Here is a 22483-nt window from a genome sequence, read left to right as displayed (position 1 = left end):
AAAATTAACAATGGTCGTCAACGGAATACAAGCAATAACCGCCACTTGGTTGAGCTACCAGGCTGTTTATCACGAGTGGATGCTCGCCTTGATCGCCAAAATTCCATTTACTTGGATAGATATTTTTCTACAAATTAAGCAAACCGACCTATGGGGCGATGTACAAAGAGCCTGGAACCACTTTGTCAAAACAGGGCAACTTTGGGCGATGATAATTGGATTTATCTTAGGCTACATGATTAAGGGTTTTACCAGCTTTGGTTAGCCGCCCTTAGTAGTTCGCCCATGGGAAATTGACTTTTTTGGTGAACTTCTAGAATAAATGCCCGGTTTCTGCGAAAAAAAGAGGACAAGTTGGATACGCAATTCTCTCAAGAAGCCAATACCAGTATTGAGCCAAAAACCTGGAGCCAGCGGTTTGAGTCGGCGCTGCATCCGGCGATCGCACGGTTTAATGCCAGTATTAATTTTGACATCGAATTGATTGAATACGACATTACGGGTTCGATCGCCCACGCCAAAATGCTGGCGCATACGGCGATTATTTCTCCCCAAGACGGAGAGCAACTGGTAGCGGGTCTAGAACAAATTCGTCAAGAATACCGCCAAGGACAGTTTAAACCGGGTCTAGACGCCGAGGACGTTCATTTTGCCGTAGAACGGCGTTTGACAGAAATTGCCGGTGATGTGGGTAAAAAGCTGCATACGGCGCGATCTCGCAACGACCAAGTAGGTACCGATACCCGACTTTACCTGCGGGATCAAATCCAACAAATTCGCACCCAAGTGCGCGAGTTTCAAGGGGTGTTACTCGACTTGGCATCTTTCCATGTAGAAACCTTGATTCCCGGTTATACGCACCTACAACGCGCTCAGCCAGTGAGTTTGGCCCATCACCTGCTGGCTTACTTTGAAATGCTACAGCGCGACTTCGAGCGCTTGGGAGAGGTTTATCGGCGCGTTAATATCTCTCCCTTGGGGTGCGGTGCCCTCGCCGGGACTACATTCCCCATCGATCGGCATTATACGGCGCAGCTACTGGGTTTTGAGCAACCCTATGCCAACAGTCTCGATGGCGTAAGCGATCGCGATTTTGCGATTGAATTCTTGAGTGCCGCTAGCTTGATTATGGTTCACCTCAGCCGCCTGTCCGAGGAAATTATCCTCTGGTCATCTCAAGAATTCGGCTTTGTCAAACTCAAAGATAGCTGCGCCACCGGCTCCAGTATTATGCCCCAAAAGAAAAATCCCGACGTACCGGAACTGGTGCGGGGTAAAACGGGGCGCGTTTTCGGTCACTTGCAAGGGATGCTAGTACTGCTCAAAGGACTGCCTTTGGCTTACAACAAAGATTTGCAAGAAGACAAAGAAGCTTTATTTGACAGCGTTAAGACGGTTAAAGCTTGTTTGGAAGCCACCACTATCCTGCTGCGGGAAGGACTAGAATTTAGCACCACGCGCCTTGCAGATGCCGTTGCAGAAGATTTTTCTAACGCTACCGATGTAGCAGACTATCTAGCAGCCAAAGGCGTCCCCTTCCGGGAAGCTTATAACCTGGTGGGGAAGGTGGTGCGAACTTGCCTGGAAGCGGGCAAGCTGCTAAAAGATTTGAGTTTGGAAGAGTGGAAGGCGCTGCACCCAGCTTTTGAAGCTGATATTTATCCCGCCATTGCTCCCAAACAAGTCGTTGCCGCGCGCAATAGTTACGGCGGCACCGGGTTTGAGCAAGTCAGACTTGCACTTGTTGCAGCGCGGTCGAAACTCGAATAAAGAGCAACTGGGGCCATTTTTATCGGCTGTACCCTGTGGTCATAGGTTAATACGTCATATAGGGTTGACTTTTGTCGATTCTTACCTATGACCAATGACCTATGACCGATTACCCAATGGGTTGTTACTCCATTTTTTCCATATCATCTTCGGCGTTGTCGCTGAAGTTGTCACCACTTCTGCCGCCCATTGGGGGACGCCGATTTCTGGAAAAACGACCTGTAGTTGTACGCTTGCGAAACTTGCGAGCGTAAGCTTTATTGCGCTGCTCCTTTTCTTTTTTGGGATTGCGGCGCTTAGACATGGTCACCTCGTTAAATAAACAACAAAAACAGATTCTCAGGCAGGGCGAGAAATGCTTGTCAGCGTTAGCCTTGCCCAAATACCCTTGCTAAGATTGTCAGAATTCAACCGTTGCTGAACCTGCTATCGCGAGCGCAACTCGCGGGTCGGTCGGTTGTCTTGCTTGGATTGAGCTTTGTTAACCCGCAGCCTTTGATCCATTTTGCACTATAGAGAGCCGCGATCGCTGTTATCCAGCGATTTTCTGCTTTTCAAAACCGCATCCTCGCGACTGACTTGTCTTTCAGAATTGATGGTTTTCAGTTTATCGCATTTACTTGTTGCGTCGCTATGCCCTTGCCCTCATGGCGGTTGCGGTTAGCGCTAGGAGAATGTAAAAATTGAAACAATCTACTATAGAGTCAAGTCAAAATCTCTTGCTGCCCGGATTGTTGCCAATTTAACCTTGCGAAAAAATCGGTTATCAGACTATTGGACATTGTTTCCGGTTTTGCAGCTACCTGAGCTTATATATGCTTCGATTGTGGCAATTCGTACAAACTGTTCTAGGTATTTTGTTTCGCCATCCGATTGTCGGCGCGACGATCGTTCCCATTTTACCGGACGGTCGGATCGTTTTAGTTCGCCGCCGCGATACGGGTGAGTGGAGCTTACCTGGGGGTATCGTAGATTGGGGACAGGATATTCCCACGACGGTAGCGCGGGAGTTGACTGAGGAAACAGGACTGGAATTGGTGAAAATTTGCCGCTTAGTCGGCGTTTATTCCGCACCAGATCGAGACCCTCGAATTCATTCCATCGCTATATTAGTGGAAGCGCAAGTGCAGGGCAAGATGCAGGTTCAGGATACCTTGGAACTTAGCGAAATCCAGGCTTTTACCCGCGCCGATCTGCCAAAGGGCAAACTCAGCCACGACCACGACCGCCAGTTACATGACTATCTGAATGGGGTGACAACGATCGCGTAAATTTGTCCCGTCAGCAAAGGCAGGGAGGCGAGTTGATCTAAGTTATTTGTTTGAGCCAATAATTGTATATAAAACCCGCCTTTAGTAGTGACTATTGAATGCAGGACTGACGCAAACACCAAAGTTTCTCCGAAAAATCATTGGTTTGTAAACTAGAGATCTACGAAGAAACCTGGTTTATTTTCTCATCGTGGGTAAGTCCTGGAATATTGACTATTGACCGCATTCCCCAAAAAATTAGATTGGGTTCAACGGTTATTTTGGCGGCGACTTCGGGTGCTTGGGTTTGCAGATAGGTGAACATCAAAGTGCGATCGCCTCCCGTTAGCAAGATTCTACTTTCTGGATAGGAGTCCCACCAAGCGCTGATAAAGTCTCGCACCCCTGCTATAACCGTATAGACGATTCCACTTTGCATTGCCTCTTTAGTATTTAAAGCAAAACGCTGGGGTATTTCTGCGGGTAATTCAATTTCCGGTAGTGCTGCGGTTCTTTGTCCCAAAGATTTTAACTGCAATCCCAATCCGGGTAAAATCGCCCCACCTACCAGTTGATGATTCCCATCTGCCCCCGTAAAAGTTAATGCTGTTCCAGCATCGATGACTAATACGGGCCATCCCCAAATTTTACCAGCGCCCCATACTGCCAAGGCGCGGTCTATTCCCAGGGTAGGATAAATTCCCCCTAATGGAATTTGGTCGAGGGTAATAATGCGAACTGCTGGATATGCTTGCCAAAGTTCCGTCTGAGTCGGAACAACAGAAGCTACATATAAGCGTAAATCCCTGGGAGCGCTGACAGTACCTTTTAGCGGCAAAATCTCTTGAGGCCATATTCCCGCACTCCAGGATTCAATTATTTCTTTGATAGCGGCTGCTGGTAGATGGTTTGTATCCCAGGTTTGCAGGGTTTCTCCGATAAGCCCTGCCCAGTGTAACCGGGAATTTCCGATAGTTAATCCCAGCCAGATTGGTTGCTCTTTTTTCAATTTTACTGGTACAAATAGACGTTATAACACTTATTTATTAGCATTGCCTGCGCTGAAATATGACTGACGCATTCCGAGCCTATCACCTTTGTTTTTTGCTGGGATCTCCAGTTACCCTTCCCGACGATTTTTCAGAGAAACCCGGATAGGTGCGCTTAAGTCCCGCAACTGAATGAAATTATTATAGCTGGAATCTGGTATTTTTATCTATTCTTCGTTTTTTCCACCTGAATAATAGCTATTTTAACAACCGCGAAGGATGCTATAGATGCTTGATTCGGCGCAACCGTCGCCCAGAATATAGGTAATCTTGTAGCAGCGCCGGGGGTAATTTAGGGCGGAGATAATTGGTTTATATTATCTTTGGGTCGCATCTCGGTAGAGATACAAGTGGCAAGGCAATCTTTAGATAAAGCTTCAGATAAACTCCAGGTCAATTTCTACATAATTTTGCTCAGCTTATCAGCTTCTTCTTGGGTTAATTGAAACTCTGATAAATCTATGTTAACACTGGCTTCAAGCACCACGGAGACATCTTTGTCGTAACAGGGAATAGTTAAAAGGATATTCTTGATTAAAATAAAGTCTTTGGAAGTAGACATTTTTAATCTTTGGGTTTAGGCCGTAATTTATTATGGGTTATTTTTTAATAATTAAAAGTGAGATTAATTGGGAAAAATTGTGACTTAAATCCGGAAAAACTGTGAAAGAGATCGCAGGCTCTCCGCGCTCCTACTGAGCCTCTGCCTGTAACCCAAGTCCGGGCTTTTTGTGACCGCGATCGCTTGCATCATAAGTTATATTGATAAATCTTAACGACCCTATAGGTTTTTTAATAAAAATTTATTAAAAATTTGTGTGACAATATTGACAAGTAAAAAAAGATGAGTAGCCAACAAGGAGACCCGCGATGGTAGTGCTAACGGAACGCGCCCAACGCAGGCTGACAATGGAGACGGTGGAAATTGCCGCAGATACTACGGCAATTCGTTCGCTGGATTGGGATCGCGATCGCTTCGACATTGAGTTTGGACTGCAAAACGGCACGACATATAACTCTTTTGTGATTCGGGGTGAGAAAACGGCGCTGGTAGATACCTCCCACGAGAAGTTTCGTCAGCAGTATATCGATACCCTGACTGGCCTCATCGATCCAGCGGCAATTGATTATCTGATTATCAGCCACACCGAACCAGACCACAGTGGTTTGGTAAAAGATATTCTGGCATTAGCACCCCAAGTGACCGTCGTGGGGTCGAAAGTGGCAATTCAGTTTTTAGAAGGTTTCGTGCATCAGCCGTTTAAACAGAAGATAATTAAAAACGGCGATCGCATCGACTTGGGTAACGGGCATGAAATCGAATTTGTGATTGCGCCTAACTTACACTGGCCCGATACAAGCTTCAGTTTCGACCATAAAACCCAAATTCTCTACACCTGCGATGCTTTTGGAATGCACTATTGTTCCAGCAGCACGTTTGATCAAGATTTAGCCGCGATTGAAGAAGATTTCCGCTATTATTACGATTGCTTGATGGGGCCAAATGCTCGCTCAGTCTTGTCTGCACTCAAGCGGATGGGTGAGTTACCGGAAATTACCACGATTGCGACGGGACACGGCCCTCTGCTACGCTACCACGTGAGCGAACTGACGGGACGCTATCGCAAGTGGAGTCAAGCACAAGCAAAAGAAGCGACCACAGTAGCAGTATTTTACGTTTCTGATTACGGATATAGCGATCGGATTTCCCAAGCCGTCGCCCACGGGATTACCAAAACCGGCGTCGCTGTAGAAATGATGGACTTAAAAGCGTCCGATCAGCAAGAAATTAGAGAATTGGTCAGCAGCGCGGCTGGTATAGTTATCGGAATGCCGCCAGTATCGGCGAGTGCGAATGCTCAAGCGGCTATTGGTACAATTTTGGCAGCTGCGAAAGCCAAACAAAGCATCGGCTTGTTTGAATCAGGCGGTGGAGAAGATGAGTCGGTTTACACGCTGCGGAATCAGTTCCGCGAATTGGGATTGGTAGAAGCATTTCAGCCAATTCGGATTACCGAAACTCCAGGGGAAGGAACTTACCAGCTATGCGAAGAAGCGGGTACAGACATGGGACAATGGCTGACACGCGATCGCTCCATCAAGCAAATGAAATCCCTGGATAACGAACTAGATAAAGCGCTAGGTCGGATCAGCGGTGGATTGTACATTATTACCGCTCAAAAAGGCGATGTTTCCGGGGCGATGTTAGCTTCCTGGGTGTCGCAAGCGAGTTTCCAACCTTTGGGCGTTAGCATTGCTGTAGCAAAAGACCGGGCGATCGAGTCTATTATGCACGTGGGCGATCGCTTCGTACTAAACGTTCTGGAAGAAGCGAATTACCAACCGCTGATGAAGCACTTCCTCAAGCGCTTCCCTCCCGGTGCAGATCGTTTTGCCGGAATTAAAACCCAACGCGCTGAAAACGGTTCTCCCATTCTATTAGATGCTCTCGCGTACATGGAATGCGAGGTCGTTAGCCGTATGGAGTGTATCGACCACTGGATTGTTTATAGCACGGTGCAATCGGGTCGCGTATCCAAACCCGATGCACTGACAGCAGTTCACCACCGCAAGGTTGGAAATCACTACTAATTTGGTAATTGGTAATTGGTAATTGGTAATGGGTGTTGATTTTTTCCTATTACCAATTACCGATTGTTATTCCAACACAGGGGTAGGGGCACGGCATGAGAGAATCTATTCAAGCGATTGAATGTTGCTGACGCCGTGCTACTACAAAGCACGGCATGAGAGAATCTACTCAAGCGATTGAATGTTGCTGACGCTGTGCTACTACAAAGCGATTGAATGTTGCTGACGCTGTGCTACTACAAAGCGATTGAATGTTGCTGACGCTGTGCTACTACAAAGCGATTGAATGTTGCTGACGCCTTGCCCCTACTGCGCTGCAATTGCAGAATTCCACTTCTTTAGTATTGATGAGAACCATAGAAAAATTTGATAGATAAAGGGGTAAGTTATAAACGAAATTAAATGTAAACTAGATACTAATCAAACAAACAAGAGGAATCTGATATGCAGCAACCGATGAGAAATGAATGGTTGTATCGTCAGCGGATAGTGCAAGTTCTGGAAGGCATTCAAGATTTAATTGTAATTTCTTTATGTATCGGCCTATTCTGCTTCATGCTGATACAGTTGCGAGGAATGTTTTACTCGCTGTTGCCTCCTTTGAACTTTAAAGAAGTCACTTCAGATATTTTATTTCTGTTAATTTTAGTCGAGTTATTCCGACTGCTGATTATTTACTTGCAGGAACAACGAGTATCGATCGGCGTAGCGGTGGAAGTGTCGATTGTATCGGCATTACGAGAAGTGATCGTGCGGGGAATTTTAGAAGCTGAATGGACTCAAATATTAGCCACTTGCGCGTTTTTGCTCGTGATGGCAATGCTGCTAGTTGTGCGAGTTTGGTTACCGCCAACTTTCAACGGCATTGACCCAGAACGTCGGATTGCCAAACGATTCAAGGAATTCGCCCCAGAGGAAGCATCTGAATATACAGAAAACCTTAGTTTAGTAGAAACAAATGGTCGATTGAGACATAAAGAATGAAATGGTAATAGGTAATAGGTAATAGGTAATGTTATTTGTTACCAATTACCAATTACCTATTAGCAATTAGCAATTAGCAATTAGCAAACAGGGAAATAAATCTATGCAAGCAATTAAAAAACGCGATGTCCAAGTTTTTCCGTTGGAAGCAGAGACTAGGGTGATGCGATCGCGCACCTGGGATCGACTCAAGTTTGAAATCGAATACGCGCTGCAACGGGGAACAACTGCGAATACCTATCTGATTGAAGGAACGCAAAACGCCTTAATCGATCCGCCGGGAGAATCGTTCACGGAAATCTTTTTGGCAGCATTGCAGAAACGCTTCGATCCGAAACAAATAGATTACGTGATTTTGGGACACGTTAATCCTAACCGGGGCGTGACGATAAAAGCATTGCTAGAAATGTCACCGGGAATTACTTTTATCTGTTCTAATCCGGGTGCGATCGCATTGCGCGGCATCTTGCCAGACTTAGATTTGAAAATTAACGTAATCCGGGGTGAAGAAAGTTTAGATTTAGGTGAAGGCCATCACTTAAAATTTATTTTGACGCCAACTCCGAGATGGCCTGATTCGCTTTGTACCTACGACCCAAAAACAAAAATTCTCTATACGGATAAGTTTTTTGGGGCGCATATTTGCGGCGATCAAGTATTTGATGAAGGGTCAACGATATTTAATGAAGACCGGCGCTATTATTTCGATTGTTTGATGGCACCCCACGCGCGTCAAGTGGAAACCGCGTTAGATAAATTTAGCGAATTTGAGCCTAAATTTTATGCCCCTGGTCACGGCCCTTTGGTGCGCTACGGGATGATCGATCTGACCAAAGATTATCAGAAATGGAGCCAGCAAGAAAGGGAAAGGGAAGCAACGGTGACGCTGTTGTATGCTTCGGCGTATGGGAATACAGCGGCATTGGCGCAAGCGATCGCCCACGGCATTACCAAAGCAGGCGTCAGTGTAGAATCAATTAACTGCGAATTTGCCGAACCAGCAGAAATTCAAGCCGCCGTTGAAAAAGCTGATGGATTTATTATCGGTTCTCCCACCCTTGGCGGACACGCACCGACGCAAATTCAAACCGCATTGGGAATCGTTTTATCCACTGCTGCGAAAACTAAATTAGCAGGCGTATTCGGTTCTTTTGGGTGGAGTGGAGAAGCAGTAGACTTACTCGAAGGAAAGCTAAAAGACGCGGGTTACAGACTTGGTTTTGAAACCATTCGGGTTAAATTTAAACCCACCGACGCCACGCTGCAAATGTGCGAAGAAGCGGGAACAGACTTTGCCCAATCACTCAAACGCGCCAAAAAAGTTCGTCCCATCCGCCAAGCAGTCGGCGAATCTCAAGCAGCGCGTACTGAACAAGCAGTAGGAAGAATTTTGGGATCTTTGTGCGTGATGACGACCAAAAAAGGCGATGCTGAAAGTGCAATGTTAGCTTCTTGGGTATCGCAAGCGACGTTTAATCCTCCAGGTTTTACCGTCGCCGTCGCCAAAGATCGAGCAATTGAATCGATGACCCACATTGGGGATAAATTAGTTTTGAATATCTTGGCAGAAGGGCGACAAATCCGGAAGCATTTCATGAAATCTTTTGCCCCTGGCGAAAACCGTTTTGCCGATGTGGAAACGACTGAAGCTAACAACGGTTGTGCCATTCTTTCCGGTGCGCTTGCTTATCTCGAATGCACCGTACAAAACCGGATGGAATGCGGCGACCACTGGCTAGTTTATGCCGTAGCAGAAGATGGTAAGGTGCTTCAATCTGATGGCGTAACTGCGGTGCATCATCGCAAGTCGGGAAGCTATTATTAGGGAATTGCAGATGGCAGATTGCAGATTTTAGATTTGAATTTGCAATCTGTCTAGAAATAGCCCAGAAATAAATTTCTGGCTGAAAGCTAAAGTCAGTTAAAACTGACTGAAATGCTTAGAACTTACCTAAAACCCCTATCTGTAGGGTGCGTTAACGAAGTGTAACGCACCATTGCCTTAATTTGACATCTGAAATTTACCAAGATTTCCTGGACTCGTCGTGCGTAAGTCTTGTGGCAATATTATCGGCGATCGCTCGGAAACAATATAAAATCTGCCTCAAGTAAAAGAATGCGTCATTTCCTTCATTTCTGATATCGCTTGTTCCAGCCAAATCTGTTCAAACACAATATCAACAGTAGACCCCCCAGAACCTTTAATCTGGTGATGAAAGAGATCTATATCAGTCGCTGCACCGTTGTTTCTAATTTGTGAAATCAAAGGCGATGGTTCGATAACGCACCAATCTAGAATAACTTCCCTCGATGCCATGTCACCCACGAAATCTGTTTTCAGACGCCACACATTACGAAATTGGACATCTACAATACTCGTTTTAATTCCCAAATCGAATAGAGGTTGCCTTGACTCTTCTGGGTTGATTTCACATCTAAAATTTACCAATATTTCCCCATTATCTGACCAAGATGCCTGTAGCTTGTAAATATCAGCGTCATGCCACAGCCATTCAAGAATATCTAAATTTTTTAGTAAGATAGCCATAAACTGTTTATCCTCCTTAGACTGTCTATCACTAGAATAAAATAGATCCGAGCTGCACTAGGGAGATGGGGTTCCAGGATAGGGTGCATCTGGGTCAAATGGCGTATTGGGGTCTAAATGTTGTTTGCTGCCATAGTGGTGAACATGATCTTGACCCCGCCAACCTGGTTTTCCTAATTCTGCTTTGTCCAGTCGCCAATATTCCCTAAATCTGCCATTTGGGCCATCATATTTACCCCAACTTCCGGGACGATTTGGATTTTCTATAAACCCTTTCGACTTTAGCACTGCTCCAGGGTCGTTGATCTCAATTATGGTTAGCATTTCTATAGAAATTGATCTGCTTAAGTTTTGCGCTCATCCATAAGCTCACTCGACCGCTCATCAGACATATCAATCGCTTTTTCTAACGCGGCTTTCATCTGTTTGAGATCGTCACTATTTTTAGGTTCGAGGGTGATTACTTCCCCTTGATTGGTAGTGACGATTAACTTGTATGTAGGCTCTACCTCGGTTGGGTTGAAAATCCAAAGTAAAACCAGTATCGCTCCCAGTATAATTAACTCTGGCAGATCGAAGAAGTACAAAGCCGCTGCTATCAATAGAAAAGCCAGAATGGTGAAACTGCTCAAGGATTGCTCATAAGCTAGTTCCTTTTCCAGCAGGACTTGGCAAATGTTCCGAATTTGATACTCTGTTCCTCTATACTCAAGCAAATTCCTAGTGATGCGAACCTGATTTTTGTTGTAAAGGGCTTTTTTAGATGACTTAGTGACAGTATGCGAATTTTGTGGTTCTTTTAGCGACTGCTCAGATTGGGTAAACTGCTGCTTGTCAACGTCTACGGAGCGGCTACGGTCTGGTTGCTCCTCTGGTAATTGTTCAGTCTGGGAGAGCCGCTGCTTTTCCCTCCAAGCTACAAATCCTATCCCCCCGAAAAAGCTCAATGCCACAATAAAACCCGGTGGGTTACCACCAGTTAATAAAAGAATAACCAACAAACCTAGACCAACTTGAGCCGTTTGCTGAACCAGCGAACTAAATCCAGCTTTGGCTTCATCATATAGACTAATTTTTCTACGGTTGACCAGAGCCATATCCACCTCTTCGGTTACCTTGCCTCAAATCTTTCAAATCTGCCCAGAAACGACCGATAATTCGACCAGCAAGCACAATCCAAAGCAAAAAATCAGATGTTACGATAATAAAGCAAGCATATCGTGTTGGACTTAAGGCACTTTCTTTAAGACAAACGCTAAAATCGGAAAAGCTTTTACCGATAATCCACTGCCCGATTAAACCTGGAACTTGTAACAGAATGCTGAGAGCGATCGCATCCTGAATTGATAAATAAGTAGTTCTCCACAAATCCCCCATTAAACTCTTACCCAGAAAATCCAGAGGCTCCCAGATGTTCTTTAAAATTACCTCTTTCCTCCTACCTAATCTAGTCTTTGGTTGCACAGTTTGAGTTAATGAGTTAACGGGACGGATTGAGGTTGTGGTGTAGTCGAAGTAGGCTGAGAGTTTTGTGGTTGAGTTAACGGGACGGATTGAGGTTGTGGTGTAGTCGAAGTAGGCTGAGGGTTTTGTGGTTGAGTCATCTGAGAATCCGCTACGTGCAGATATTCTTCAAGTGTATCATTTTTCCTAAATTTTATCTCTGGTTGAGCCGGTAGCAATTACTCATTGCTGAATTTTACTCTTAACCCAGTCGCGAAATTCCGCTATTAATTCTAAATAATCCTTAGTCTCCGCTTGTTGTAAAAATCGATTAATTTCGGATAGGGGTAGATTAGGAAAAGCTAGACTTTTACTAGAAGTAACGTACTCTAGATCCTGGAGAATATTAATACTGAAAGATTTGCCGTCATAGAGCCATATTTCAGGCACTCCCATATCTGCATAAACTTGGAAACGATTTCTGGAACTACTGGTGATATCAATTTCAACTACTAAGTCTGGGGGTGGATCTGTTTCTAAGTCAATCCTTTTTTTCCCTTTAATCGCACTTATATTTTTAATGTAAAAACATGCGTCTGGTTCAGAACCACCGAGTTCTGCTACTTTAAAAGTAGTCGAACCACAAGGTGCAATTTTAACTTTTAACTCTTGAGCTATGGTTTTAACAAAGTCACCCAATACTTCCTTGTAGTTTTCGTGTTCGTAGGATGGAGCCATGATTTCAAGGTAGCCGCGATTATAGGTGAGGCGCAGTCGGCGATCGCTCAGTTCCTTTAGCAAGGTTTCATAAGTCTGCCAACTGATACCCGATAAATGGATTATTTCTTGTGGTTGAGCAAGCGAGACAGTCATAAGGTTACTGATTTAGGAGCGAATTGCTAATATAGTTCTCAGATAAGCTAACCAATTCAAAACATTTAATTGTACTCCTCAATAGTGTATCATTTTTTCCTAAATTTTACCCCTGGTTGCTCGGTTCTTGTTGTTTCCAGAAGCACATCTGCAAGTGCAAGCTAGAGCTATGATGATTCTGGCGCTTAAATATAGAACCCTATGAATACCGAAAACAATCTTTTCTCTGCCGTTCAAGTTGGTGCTTATACCTTACCCAATCGGATTGTGATGGCACCGATGACTCGCCTGCGTGCTGTTAATTCAATTCCCAATTCTTTAATGGCGACTTACTATGCTCAACGGGCATCTGCTGGTTTAATTATTACTGAATGCACGATGGTTTCTCCCCTGAGTAATGGATACATGAATTGTCCGGGTATTTACTCACCCGAACAAATCGAGGGATGGAAACAAGTTACGGAAGCGGTTCATATTAAAGGTGGCAAGATTTTCTTGCAATTGTGGCACAGCGGGCGCGTAAGTCATCCTGCCTTGCTAAATGGGGAATTGCCCGTTGCGCCTAGTGCGATCGCTGCCCCAGGCACTCTCCACACTCCCATGGGCAAAGTAAATATCGATACACCACGCGCTTTAGAAACTGAGGAAATCCCAGAGATTGTCGCAGAGTTCCGCCAAGGTGCAGAAAATGCAATGCAAGCAGGATTCGATGGTGTTGAGTTGCACGGCGCGTTTGGTTATTTAATCGATCAGTTTCTGCAAGATGGCTCTAATCAACGTAGCGATATATACGGCGGGTCGATGGAAAACCGCGCCCGCTTTTTGCTGGAAGTGATGGAAGCGGTGACAAGTGTTTGGGGAAGCGATCGCGTCGGAATTAAACTTTCCCCCAGCAACAGTTTCTACGGGATGCAAGATTCAAATCCCAAGGCAACTTTTAGTTATGTTATTGATGCTCTAAATCGCTATAACCTGGCTTACATTCACCTGATGGAACCCAACGAACAAGATTTAGCAACGCGAGAAGTTCTGAATCCAGTTTTGCCGATTTTCCGTCCAATTTACAGCGGTACAATTATTAGCAATGGCGGCTACGATAAAGCGAAAGGAAATACAGTTATTGCCTCTGGTGATGCCGATTTAGTGTCCTTTGGCAAGTTATTTATTTCTAATCCAGATTTACCTCAACGCTTTATAGCCGATGCAGAATTGAATCCGCCAAATCCCAAAACATTTTATGGAATGGGAGACAATAATTTAGAGCAAGGTTACACCGATTATCCAGCATTGGCGGCGTAAATCTAAACATAAGGCGGGCTTTCCTGTCCACCCCACAAGAGATCCCCAATTGTTGTGGGGTAGGCGCGGGCTTTCCTGCCCACCCCACAAGAGATCCCCAATTGTTGTGGGGTAGGCGTCCCGCCTGCCCAGTGCGAGGTGTGAATTTATCAGGACTTATGCACGCAATGCTTCATATGCCGATCCCCCCTAGCCCCCCTTGCCAAGGGGGGAACCGGAAAGCCCGCTTTGGGGGCAGGGCAAGCGCAAAGTCCCCTTTGGGGGAACCGGAAAGCCCGCTTTGGGGGAACCGGAAAGCCCGCTTTGGGGGCAGGGCAAGCGCAAAGCCCGCTTTGGGGGAACCGGAAAGCCCGCTTTGGGGGCAGGGCAAGCGCAAAGCCCGCTTTGGGGGAACCGGAAAGCCCGCTTTGGGGGCAGGGCAAGCGCAAAGTCCCTTTTGGGGGAACCGGAAAGCCCGCTTTGGGGGAACCGGAAAGCCCGCTTTGGGGGCAGGGCAAGCGGAAAGCCCCCCAAGGCATTGGGGGAACCGGAAAGCCCGCTTTGGGGGCAGGGCAAGCGCAAAGCCCGCTTTGGAGGCAAGCGGAAAGCCCCCCTTGCCATTGGGGGTTGGGGGGATCGATGCGTAAGTTCTGTTGATCAGAAAATTTATATCCCAGGATATGCTTTGGGTATCGAACTCACATTCAACCCGGATTTGGTATTAATTATGCAGCGCAAAAAAAGCACGGTCAAAGACCGTGCAAAGGATAGAATATTGAAATTTTTCCGGCGTCTTAACGACTAGACAAGGAGTAACTCAACGAGTATTACGGTAATTTCTGCTTGAGTAAAGCCATAATTTGATCGAGTTTTTCTTCCAGGGCTTTTTGTTTTTTAGCCAACTCCTTAATTGCGTCGATTTCTTCTTCTTGTTTGAGGGAACGAAGATCCCGACCAAAGCCCATCAGTGCTGGACGTTCTACATAAGTAACACGGTGCAGCACGCGCCAAGCTTTGTTGGGTTTACCTACCATTACCTGACGCAAAGCGCGGGCTTCTTCGTCGTTACTTTGCAGCCATTCTGGGTCAACGACATAGTTAAAAAAGTCGTAGAAGTTGCTGTTACTACCCTCGAGATAGAAGCTCATAAACCGATAGCGATCGACTTTTTCTCCAGGTATAATTGGGTAATCGTTGTAATCAGTAATTCCCTTACTTTCTACGCCACTGAGATCGACACTTAACTCAATTCCCTTGCTACGAACCTCAGTTTTAGTCATGGTTTGAGTCATATTCACAGTGGCTAAGGCAGTTAATTCAGTAGCCGCTGGTCCAATATCAAACTCTCCGCGAAATCCTAACCCAGCGTCTAAGGTAAATGAACCACCAATAGTGTGTTCTGCAGTACTAGCAAAACTTTGAGCTTCCGCCCGCAAACCACCATCTGCATCCCAAACATAGGTGTTGACGATATTGCGCTTTCCAGAGCGAGCCTGGATATCTTCCATGCGCTTTTGCCAACCGGCAAAACTATCGGTGGCGTGCTTGCGTTTTTCCAGATCGTCAATCTTGGATTGAATTTCTGCTTTCTTTTTCTTGGCTAATTCTGATTGTTTTTGGGCGCTATTTTCTAACTCTTGGTTGAATTTATCGAGTTGTGCTTGTTGGGCAGCTTCCTTGTCTGCGTTAGTAGTGGTACCAGTCGTAGCTTTATCTTCTTCTCGTTGCAAGGAAATACCAACCGGAACTTCGCCACTCCCAACTTCTCTGTCTAAAGAAGTTTCATCGATTAGTCTGACATTAAACTGGGCAAAATAAGATTCTCGCCGCTTGTCTTCCCGTTCAATTTGCTGTTTAAGATCGTAGGCTTCTTGGAGACGATAGTAACTGGCAGGATACAAAGATCCGTACTGACTTCGCATTTCGGGAACGTGGCGGAAGAAGCGATCGCTAGTAGCATTACTGCCTGTTAAGCCATCCAAACTACCATTCATGGTGTAAGTAGGATTGAGCAAGAAGGTAATAGTATTTACATCTGGGGAAATTCCCTCAACCGGCTGAACTTGATAACCTACCATTTTGCCACTACGAGCAAGTTTGGTAATAAATACATCCGCCAAACTAGAAATCACCAAAGCATAGCCGACATTTTTGGGAATAAATCGTTTACCCAAGTGAGAGAACTTAGCAGATGTTTCTTGGGTTCCTCGTAATTCCAGCTTGTCAGTCATTTGTTGAGAGGAACTGGAAGTAATGTTACTTTCGTTGATGAATTGGTAGTTGAAATCACGGTTTCCTTGTCCGCCAACAATTGCTCCTGATTTTTCCAGAACAATTGCACCTACGCCCCCACCTGTCAAAACTTCCGTATCCGAGCCAACAAATAGGTCAATAGTTGCACCTAAACCGCTTTCTTGCGATCGATTCCAGCTAAATTCTACATCTTCTGATATGGTGAGTTCGACGGAAGTTGCACCGTTATAATCGTCTGATTCTGTCAAGTTTTCGCTAGGAATGGGAGGCGCTCCTTCTATATAACCCAATAAAGTAGGCGCAAATTGAGCGTTACCAATCCATTTCAAATTGAGTTGTTCAATCCGTTTATCGGGCAGTAAGTTAACACCATTGAGGGCAGGGTAAGCAAAGAAACGCCGCATTAATGCAGATTTACGGCGGGTGATTGGATCGATACTAACGGTACTGTATTCGCAACTAACTAATGCACTACTACCAATTGGTAGAGTGTTGTCAGCAACGACGATCGCTTCATTCACCGTACCAGAGTTACTACCTGCTAAATCGGGAGTTTTGAGTGCTGCACCTTCGGGCTTAGTTTCACTCAAAGGTAAGTAAAGCACCAAATCTGTTTGTGGCCCGGTGAGAGGTTCGTTCATCGCTGCTTGAATTTCTTCTATGGTGCGAGCTTTTTTCCACAACCGAAATTCAGCCATTTTGCCGTTGAAGAAACCATCTCCTGTCCAATTACTATTGCCGATGTAATTGCTAGTGCGATTGACATTATTGGGAAGATTTATTTTTCCGCTTTGAATTAGTTGCCCATCTTTGTAGAGTTTGGCATTACCTGCTGCATCCACAGTTCCCGCTAGGTGCATCCATACACCTGTTTGCAATACTCCAGATGCTTGAATTTGAGTATCTGCAGACCCCCTACGAATATTTAAAACGAGATTGTTTGTTGTTCCTGGATTTGCGAAAACGATATTATCTTGATCCTTACCGATGCCAAAATCCATCACCCGCGACCAACTATTGAAGCTGTTGTAGTAAACCCAAGCTTCTACGGTTAAACCTTGGGAAAAATCGGCATTCAAGGCAGGTAGAGAAATGAAATCATTCTTACCATCAAACTGAATAACTTTATGTCCCAGGTTGCCAATTACGGCGGTGCAATTCCACCAACTTGCGCCTTGAATTGTGCCGTTGCGTCCGCTACCTGTAGCATCTCGAACTTCTGTACCTGTAGCTTCATTGAGTGGGTAATATCCTAATAGTCCTGGTTCATTGCCACTGAGAAAGATTTTACTATTGATCTCAATTTCTTCTGGCTTCAATGCCATTGCCCAAATCCGGACTTCTGCTAGTTTTCCGCTTTGATGACCGCCAGTTTTTTGATTGCCAATAATTTGGATTTGTCCGGTACTGCGGCCTAAAATTGTTTCAAATTTGGGCGTACCAACTATAGTCGCATCCCGTTTGCTTGCACTGGAATCTTTAGCGGCATTGTTAGCAAATGTCCAATATCCTACTAACCCATTTTGTTCGCCTTTGAGAGTTTTGCCAAAATCGGATTGAATTTCTTCTTGAGTGCGGGCGCGATTCCAGATTCTGAGATCTGCGATCGCTCCATGATAGTAACACCGATCTTCTAACGCGAGTCTGCCTAGTTTGACTTGGGCTGTTTTGGGCAAAGGTTTAGTTTTCCCTGTGGCAGTATGCCATAAGATACCATTCCGGTAAATTGACATTTCTCCCAGTCCAACACTTTTCACAAATGCCCAATGCGTCCAGGTTCCTTCATATTCATTTTGTTGGGCAGCTTTTTCAATGCGGTCAAAATCTTTGCCCTCACTACCACAATCAAAGTAAATTGTGCCGTCAGACCAAGGTAGATGTATGTTTAAAATCCGGTTATTTTTACCATCAACGGCTTCAATTATTGATGTTTCTTTGGGTAGGGAAGTGTCACCTTTTACCCAAAAACTAATGGTAATTTCATTGCCAACCGGGATACTTTCGGGTGCTAATACTAGATGTTCCTTCTGTCCGTTCAAGCTAATTGATGGCTTGGCGACAATTGGTTCTCCTACTTTTTGTCCGTCTATATAGAAGGTAGTGGTAGTTTTATCGCCTGTACCTTCGCCCATCGCTATGAGATGATGCCAGCCCGAAGATAGATTTTCCAAGCTGTAGCCACTATCATGGAAGAAACCATTAATCCGAGTTCCTAATTGCACTTGGTTGTAGACTACAATTTGGTTCTCAACCCCATTACCATCGCTGACTAAAACGCGCCAAGTTATTTTGTCATTAAACGGATAGCAAAACCAAGTTTCAACTGTCCATTCCTCATTGATTAAAATCGGAGCGTTTAATTCCACTAAGCTGTTAGTGTTATTGAAGTTGAGACAAGTTCGCAATGGTTCGGGCATCCATTGTTCAAAGGCAATATTACGGCTATCTGAAGTAGCATCATAATTTGTTAACCGCATTCGTCCTTGAGTATCAAAGTAACTTAATTGGACGTTACCTTCGCAAGTTTCTATGGCACTGATACGGCTACCCGTTCGGACAAATTCTAACATTCCTCCGGTGGTTTCTAGTCCAGCTTGGGAGCCTTTTGTTACTTTATGCACTACTCGCATAGATTGAGGAGTTAGCTGAATATTTTTAATCGCTGCCAGCAAGTTAGTATTGAGTTGATTCAGCTCATTTCGCAACTGATTGAGTTGATTATTTACATTGGCTAGCTGTGCTTCTAATTCAGCTTTCCTGGAAAGTCCCAATTGCAAGAAAGCTTCAAGACCAGCTATTTGTTGTTGCGTTCTTTGTAATTCAGCTAGTTTTTGACTCCAAGCAGCTTCAGCCTCATCAATTTTGCTAGGGTAGGCCACCATTGCGGTTTTTTCTAGCTTCCAAAAAAGTCGCCAATTATTGTTATTAGTGGCAACTATAACGTTGGTAGGATGATCCCGATATAAGTAACAATCGCTGCCATACCCATTTTCTGGATTTAAGCCATTTTTGAGCAGGTAATATCCATTACCTTGGTCTTCTAATTTCCAAAATTGCCGCCAATTGTTATCTTGTGTAGCGACTCCTACATTAGTGGGATGTTGGCGATGAAGATAACAATCTTCACCGTAGCCATTTTCTGGAGAAAGGCCATTTTTGAGGCGGTAGTATCCACTACCATCTAATTCAAATTTCCAATATTCTCGCAAATTTTCTTCGTAGTTGGCAACTTGAACATTGGTTGGATGAGCGCGATACATATAGCAATCCGCCCCATAACCATTTTCGGGATTTAAGCCATTTTTAAGCCGACACCAGTAATTGAGGGGATTGTTTTTTTCAGTTTCGTAAATATTCCGTAGAGATGTTTCTTCAAATACCAACCTGAAACCGAACCATTTCAATTCGTTTAACCGTTGCTGGAGTTTAGGAATTGAAGCTAGTTGCGCTAATTCTTTTTCTAGCCGCAATTTTTCTTTGAGTAGGCGAGATTCTTCACCTTCTTTACTGGCGAATATTTTTGAGTCCTTTTCTAAAGCTGCATAGCGATCGACAATGCTAGTTAAAGTCACTGTATCGTTATACTTAGCTTCAGTAATTGCATCAGAGACTAAGCGGATGCGATGCTTGCGAATTTCCAGCGAGTTCCAAGTTCCCCGCACTTGAGCAATTTCAAAACAGCGCAGCATAGAAATGTTTTCGGGGACGGTAAAGCGACAAGAGGCAAGATACCAACCATCACCCAAATTTTGAAATTGATTCTGCACTGCGGAAAACGAAATTTTCTCTTCAGCACTGCGGCTAGTTTTCCCCCAATAAGACATCAAGAAAATCTTATTGCCTAAGTTATCAACGTTATTGATATCTATGGCTGTATTGCTGTTGACTTTGAACTCAAAGCTTTCTTCGTAGGTTTCTTGTTGAGTAACAGCAAATAATTCTGGATTGCTGTATTTAACTACCAGTGATGTTTGGGAAGCAAGACTGCGGGGTAGGGTAACTCCACCTACATAAGCGCCACCATAGACGATGCCATCATTAGCATTAACGGAAAAATCTGCCGTTTTGCGTTCTTTACCTTCTGCGATCGCGCCTAAACGCCAGTAACCTACTAAACCGGCTTCTTTACCTGTCAATTGTAGGTACATGGTATTTTTAATTTCTTCGGGAGTGCTGGCTTGTTTCCAAATGCGAACCTCGGCTATTTCACCCTGCCAAAAATTGTCTACTTTGCCGATGTGATACTCACTACTCTCCTTGGTGTAAAACTCTTTAGGCGCTGGTTGAGTAGCAAATAGTTCGCCATTGCGGTAAAATTTATATTCTGCTCCTTTCTTCACCCAAGCAACATGAATCCACTGATTTGCTACATTAAAGAAATTAGTTAGTATCCCGGCATATCTGCTGCCTTCAACACTGTAAGAATCGTAATGCAATCCGCCATTACTGTCGGATATCCACAATCCGGGTTTGCGATATTTATCGCCTTGTTTGCCAATAAATCCGTGAAAACTTCCGTCGTTAATTGCCGTAGGTTTTACCCAGAGTGCGATCGTAAATTCTGTATTGTTTGCAAACGGATCCTCAGTGGCAACAAAATCATCTTTACCATCAAAAATGATGCCGCGACGTTTTCGAGATTGCAGTTTGATGTTGACTGCTTCTACTGTTCCCCACAGGCGTTCTAGCGCAAAGCTATGACTATTAATTTTGATGACAGGATAGGCATCGTTTAGGCTTTGACTACCAATAATCTGCACTTCATCGCCATTTTCTAGACCGTGATTAAAAGCTTTAATCTGTAATTGACCATCTGCTGTAATTTGATAACTGCTAATCTGACCATCAAAAATTAGATTTTTATCTTCTTCTTGCTTTTCCCAAAAACCTAATTCGCTACTCGACCATTTATTGTTGATGGCAAAGGTATTAGCATCGATCTGACTGACTTGATATACGCCGTTATAACTCAGCGTACCGTGAATTTTTACCCGATCGCCATCTTCTAAATCTATCTCTGTATCCGAGATGATTCTGATTTTATCTTCTGCTTCTTCAACAGGATCGTCGCTACCTCTTTCTATACCCATAATCTTGCCTTGGGGTGGCATAACTCCGGCGATAGATTTAATTTCATCCAAGGTATTTAAAGGTAATAAAATCTCCCGTTCATTACTGCGAAGTACAGTTGAGGTTGGGGTTTCGTTGATTTCAGATAAAGTTCCATCAGAGGCGATCGCAAAACTTATTGCTGCTGTGCCTTTATCGGTGGGAACTGCCAGCATTAAACGGCTAGTTTTCTTAATTAATTGCACCTCCCCGCCAGGAATTTTCTTTTCTGTTTGTAAGTCGTATTTTGTGGCACTCAATCCATCAGTAATTTTAGCCACAGTCAAATCGAATGTACGTTTGATAATTCCGGGAATACTGCGAGGAATTAATGTTTCATCATCTTCTGATTTTGGTTCCAATAAGGTATAGTCTTTGACATCAAAAAGTCCCTCTTCAGAAGCCAGAATCGTAGTCAGTTCAACTTTTTGATTGCTGCTATTATAAGCAAAAATATGCCAGCGATGCCGATCGTTTTCTTTGGTCGGTACTAGCACTACTGTAAACCAACCATTTTGCAGGTTATTTACTAAGCACAATTCCGTAGTAGGTTCATAAAAGAAATTTCCGTCTGGATCTCGGAAGTCTAGGGAATCAACGTTTTGCAGCGCATTCCCATTTTTATTCATGCTTTCACTAGGTTGATACTTCTGTCTGCTGCGCTTAAATCGTACTTCCAGTTTCCTAGTTAATTTGTTAGTTAGCCCATCCAATACAAAGCGATCTACTAACAATGTATTACTCTTATATTGGCGAAAAACATATACATGACCGAGGGCTGATATTAATTGTACAGGTGCTACGGCTGATTGGTTTTTAGTTTTGTATCGCGACTTAATAATAAATTGATTGGGCGTAGCTTTAACTGTCAGTTCTTCTGCTTCTTTATCGATTACCGATCGGTCGTCTGTTTCATCGGGAAAGATTAATTCTTGCCAATTTTCCCATCCTGTTCTTTGCTCTGCTGGCACATTAAGATAGCTATCTTCAAATCCATCTTGCTTAACTGTATACCATATTTTGCCATCGCTATCTGTACCGAATACTACTACTTTGCTTTCGTGGCTAATGGTATTGATATGTTGAATTTTAGCTTTTTGCAACAACATTTGAGCAACTTCCTTTTGCGACTGAAATCACTACTAAACTTGCCTCTATTTTCTAGGCATGACGCAACTAAACACCTTTGAAACTAGGTGTAATAGCATCATTTGTCTATCTATTGCCCTATTGATTTTAGATGTTAGTAGGATTCCGACAAAACCCTAAAAATACCTACAGCCGATAGGAGCAGAGATGATATTAATAGGAAAATTAATTTTTTCCCGTCTAAA

17 protein-coding genes are annotated in these 22483 nt (G+C 44.2%); 7 read left to right on the top strand and 10 right to left on the bottom strand.

Going from position 1 to position 22483, the window contains the following annotated elements; all coding sequences use genetic code 11:
* Nucleotides 1-10 precede the first annotated feature (10 nt).
* Both ACE1CM_RS07065 and argH read left to right on the top strand, forming a co-directional pair.
* Nucleotides 11-265, top strand: coding sequence for a hypothetical protein (locus ACE1CM_RS07065; protein ID WP_374876691.1), 255 nt, complete (start codon nt 11-13; stop codon nt 263-265).
* Nucleotides 266-354: 89 nt separating this feature from the next.
* On the top strand, nt 355-1770 hold the full coding sequence (gene argH / locus ACE1CM_RS07060; RefSeq protein ID WP_374876690.1) for an argininosuccinate lyase: 1416 nt from the start codon (nt 355-357) through the stop codon (nt 1768-1770).
* Between the two features lie 124 nt (nt 1771-1894).
* Here the strand turns inward: argH and ACE1CM_RS07055 are convergent, their stop codons facing one another.
* Nucleotides 1895-2074, bottom strand: a complete 180-nt coding sequence (locus ACE1CM_RS07055; RefSeq protein WP_226575194.1) for a hypothetical protein — start codon at nt 2072-2074, stop codon at nt 1895-1897.
* A gap of 511 nt (nt 2075-2585) precedes the next feature.
* Between ACE1CM_RS07055 and ACE1CM_RS07050 the strand changes: the two genes are divergently transcribed.
* Nucleotides 2586-3041: an NUDIX hydrolase gene (locus tag ACE1CM_RS07050; protein ID WP_374876689.1), complete on the top strand. Its 456-nt coding sequence runs from the start codon at nt 2586-2588 to the stop codon at nt 3039-3041.
* A 160-nt stretch (nt 3042-3201) separates the two neighbouring features.
* Here the strand turns inward: ACE1CM_RS07050 and ACE1CM_RS07045 are convergent, their stop codons facing one another.
* Together ACE1CM_RS07045 and ACE1CM_RS07040 are read right to left on the bottom strand one after the other, a co-directional pair.
* Complete coding sequence (locus ACE1CM_RS07045; RefSeq protein WP_374876688.1) at nt 3202-4029, bottom strand: pantothenate kinase; 828 nt, start codon at nt 4027-4029, stop codon at nt 3202-3204.
* A 440-nt stretch (nt 4030-4469) separates the two neighbouring features.
* The gene (locus tag ACE1CM_RS07040; protein WP_374876687.1) at nt 4470-4631 is read right to left on the bottom strand and encodes a hypothetical protein; all 162 of its coding nucleotides are present in this window, start codon (nt 4629-4631) and stop codon (nt 4470-4472) included.
* 308 nt (nt 4632-4939) lie between these two features.
* Between ACE1CM_RS07040 and ACE1CM_RS07035 the strand changes: the two genes are divergently transcribed.
* The 3 genes from ACE1CM_RS07035 to ACE1CM_RS07025 all read left to right on the top strand — a co-directional run bounded on the left by ACE1CM_RS07035 (nt 4940) and on the right by ACE1CM_RS07025 (nt 9470).
* The gene (locus ACE1CM_RS07035; RefSeq protein WP_374876686.1) at nt 4940-6661 is read left to right on the top strand and encodes a diflavin flavoprotein; all 1722 of its coding nucleotides are present in this window, start codon (nt 4940-4942) and stop codon (nt 6659-6661) included.
* A 444-nt stretch (nt 6662-7105) separates the two neighbouring features.
* The gene (locus ACE1CM_RS07030) at nt 7106-7645 is read left to right on the top strand and encodes a phosphate-starvation-inducible PsiE family protein (protein ID WP_374876685.1); all 540 of its coding nucleotides are present in this window, start codon (nt 7106-7108) and stop codon (nt 7643-7645) included.
* Between the two features lie 103 nt (nt 7646-7748).
* Nucleotides 7749-9470, top strand: a complete 1722-nt coding sequence (locus tag ACE1CM_RS07025) for a diflavin flavoprotein (protein WP_374876684.1) — start codon at nt 7749-7751, stop codon at nt 9468-9470.
* A 279-nt stretch (nt 9471-9749) separates the two neighbouring features.
* On the opposite strand, the gene ACE1CM_RS07020 is transcribed toward ACE1CM_RS07025, so the two are convergent.
* The 6 genes from ACE1CM_RS07020 to ACE1CM_RS06995 all read right to left on the bottom strand — a co-directional run bounded on the left by ACE1CM_RS07020 (nt 9750) and on the right by ACE1CM_RS06995 (nt 12509).
* A complete protein-coding gene (locus ACE1CM_RS07020) occupies nt 9750-10193 on the bottom strand; it encodes a hypothetical protein (protein ID WP_374876683.1) in 444 nt (147 codons plus the stop codon).
* 57 nt (nt 10194-10250) lie between these two features.
* Nucleotides 10251-10517 carry a hypothetical protein gene (locus ACE1CM_RS07015; RefSeq protein WP_374876682.1) on the bottom strand — a complete coding sequence of 89 codons (267 nt, stop codon included), beginning with the start codon at nt 10515-10517 and terminating at the stop codon, nt 10251-10253.
* Between the two features lie 20 nt (nt 10518-10537).
* Complete coding sequence (locus ACE1CM_RS07010; protein WP_374876681.1) at nt 10538-11290, bottom strand: DUF6232 family protein; 753 nt, start codon at nt 11288-11290, stop codon at nt 10538-10540.
* Nucleotides 11271-11657, bottom strand: coding sequence for a hypothetical protein (locus ACE1CM_RS07005; protein ID WP_374876680.1), 387 nt, complete (start codon nt 11655-11657; stop codon nt 11271-11273). The genes ACE1CM_RS07010 and ACE1CM_RS07005 overlap by 20 nt, the downstream gene beginning before the upstream one ends.
* Nucleotides 11658-11665: 8 nt before the next feature.
* Nucleotides 11666-11797 (bottom strand): hypothetical protein, encoded by a 132-nt coding sequence (locus ACE1CM_RS07000; RefSeq protein WP_374876679.1) that lies wholly within the window; start codon nt 11795-11797, stop codon nt 11666-11668.
* Between the two features lie 82 nt (nt 11798-11879).
* Nucleotides 11880-12509 (bottom strand): Uma2 family endonuclease, encoded by a 630-nt coding sequence (locus ACE1CM_RS06995; RefSeq protein ID WP_374876678.1) that lies wholly within the window; start codon nt 12507-12509, stop codon nt 11880-11882.
* Between the two features lie 201 nt (nt 12510-12710).
* Here ACE1CM_RS06995 and ACE1CM_RS06990 point away from each other — a divergent pair, with 201 nt between their 5' ends.
* A complete protein-coding gene (locus tag ACE1CM_RS06990) occupies nt 12711-13808 on the top strand; it encodes an alkene reductase (protein WP_374876677.1) in 1098 nt (365 codons plus the stop codon).
* Nucleotides 13809-14614: 806 nt separating this feature from the next.
* On the opposite strand, the gene ACE1CM_RS06985 is transcribed toward ACE1CM_RS06990, so the two are convergent.
* Nucleotides 14615-22258, bottom strand: a complete 7644-nt coding sequence (locus tag ACE1CM_RS06985; RefSeq protein WP_374876676.1) for a LamG-like jellyroll fold domain-containing protein — start codon at nt 22256-22258, stop codon at nt 14615-14617.
* Between the last annotated feature and the right edge of the window lie 225 nt (nt 22259-22483).

This window comes from Microseira sp. BLCC-F43 (genome assembly GCF_041929235.1).
Lineage (GTDB): Bacteria > Cyanobacteriota > Cyanobacteriia > Cyanobacteriales > Aerosakkonemataceae > Microseira.
This window is presented reverse-complemented; position numbering and strand designations above follow the sequence as displayed.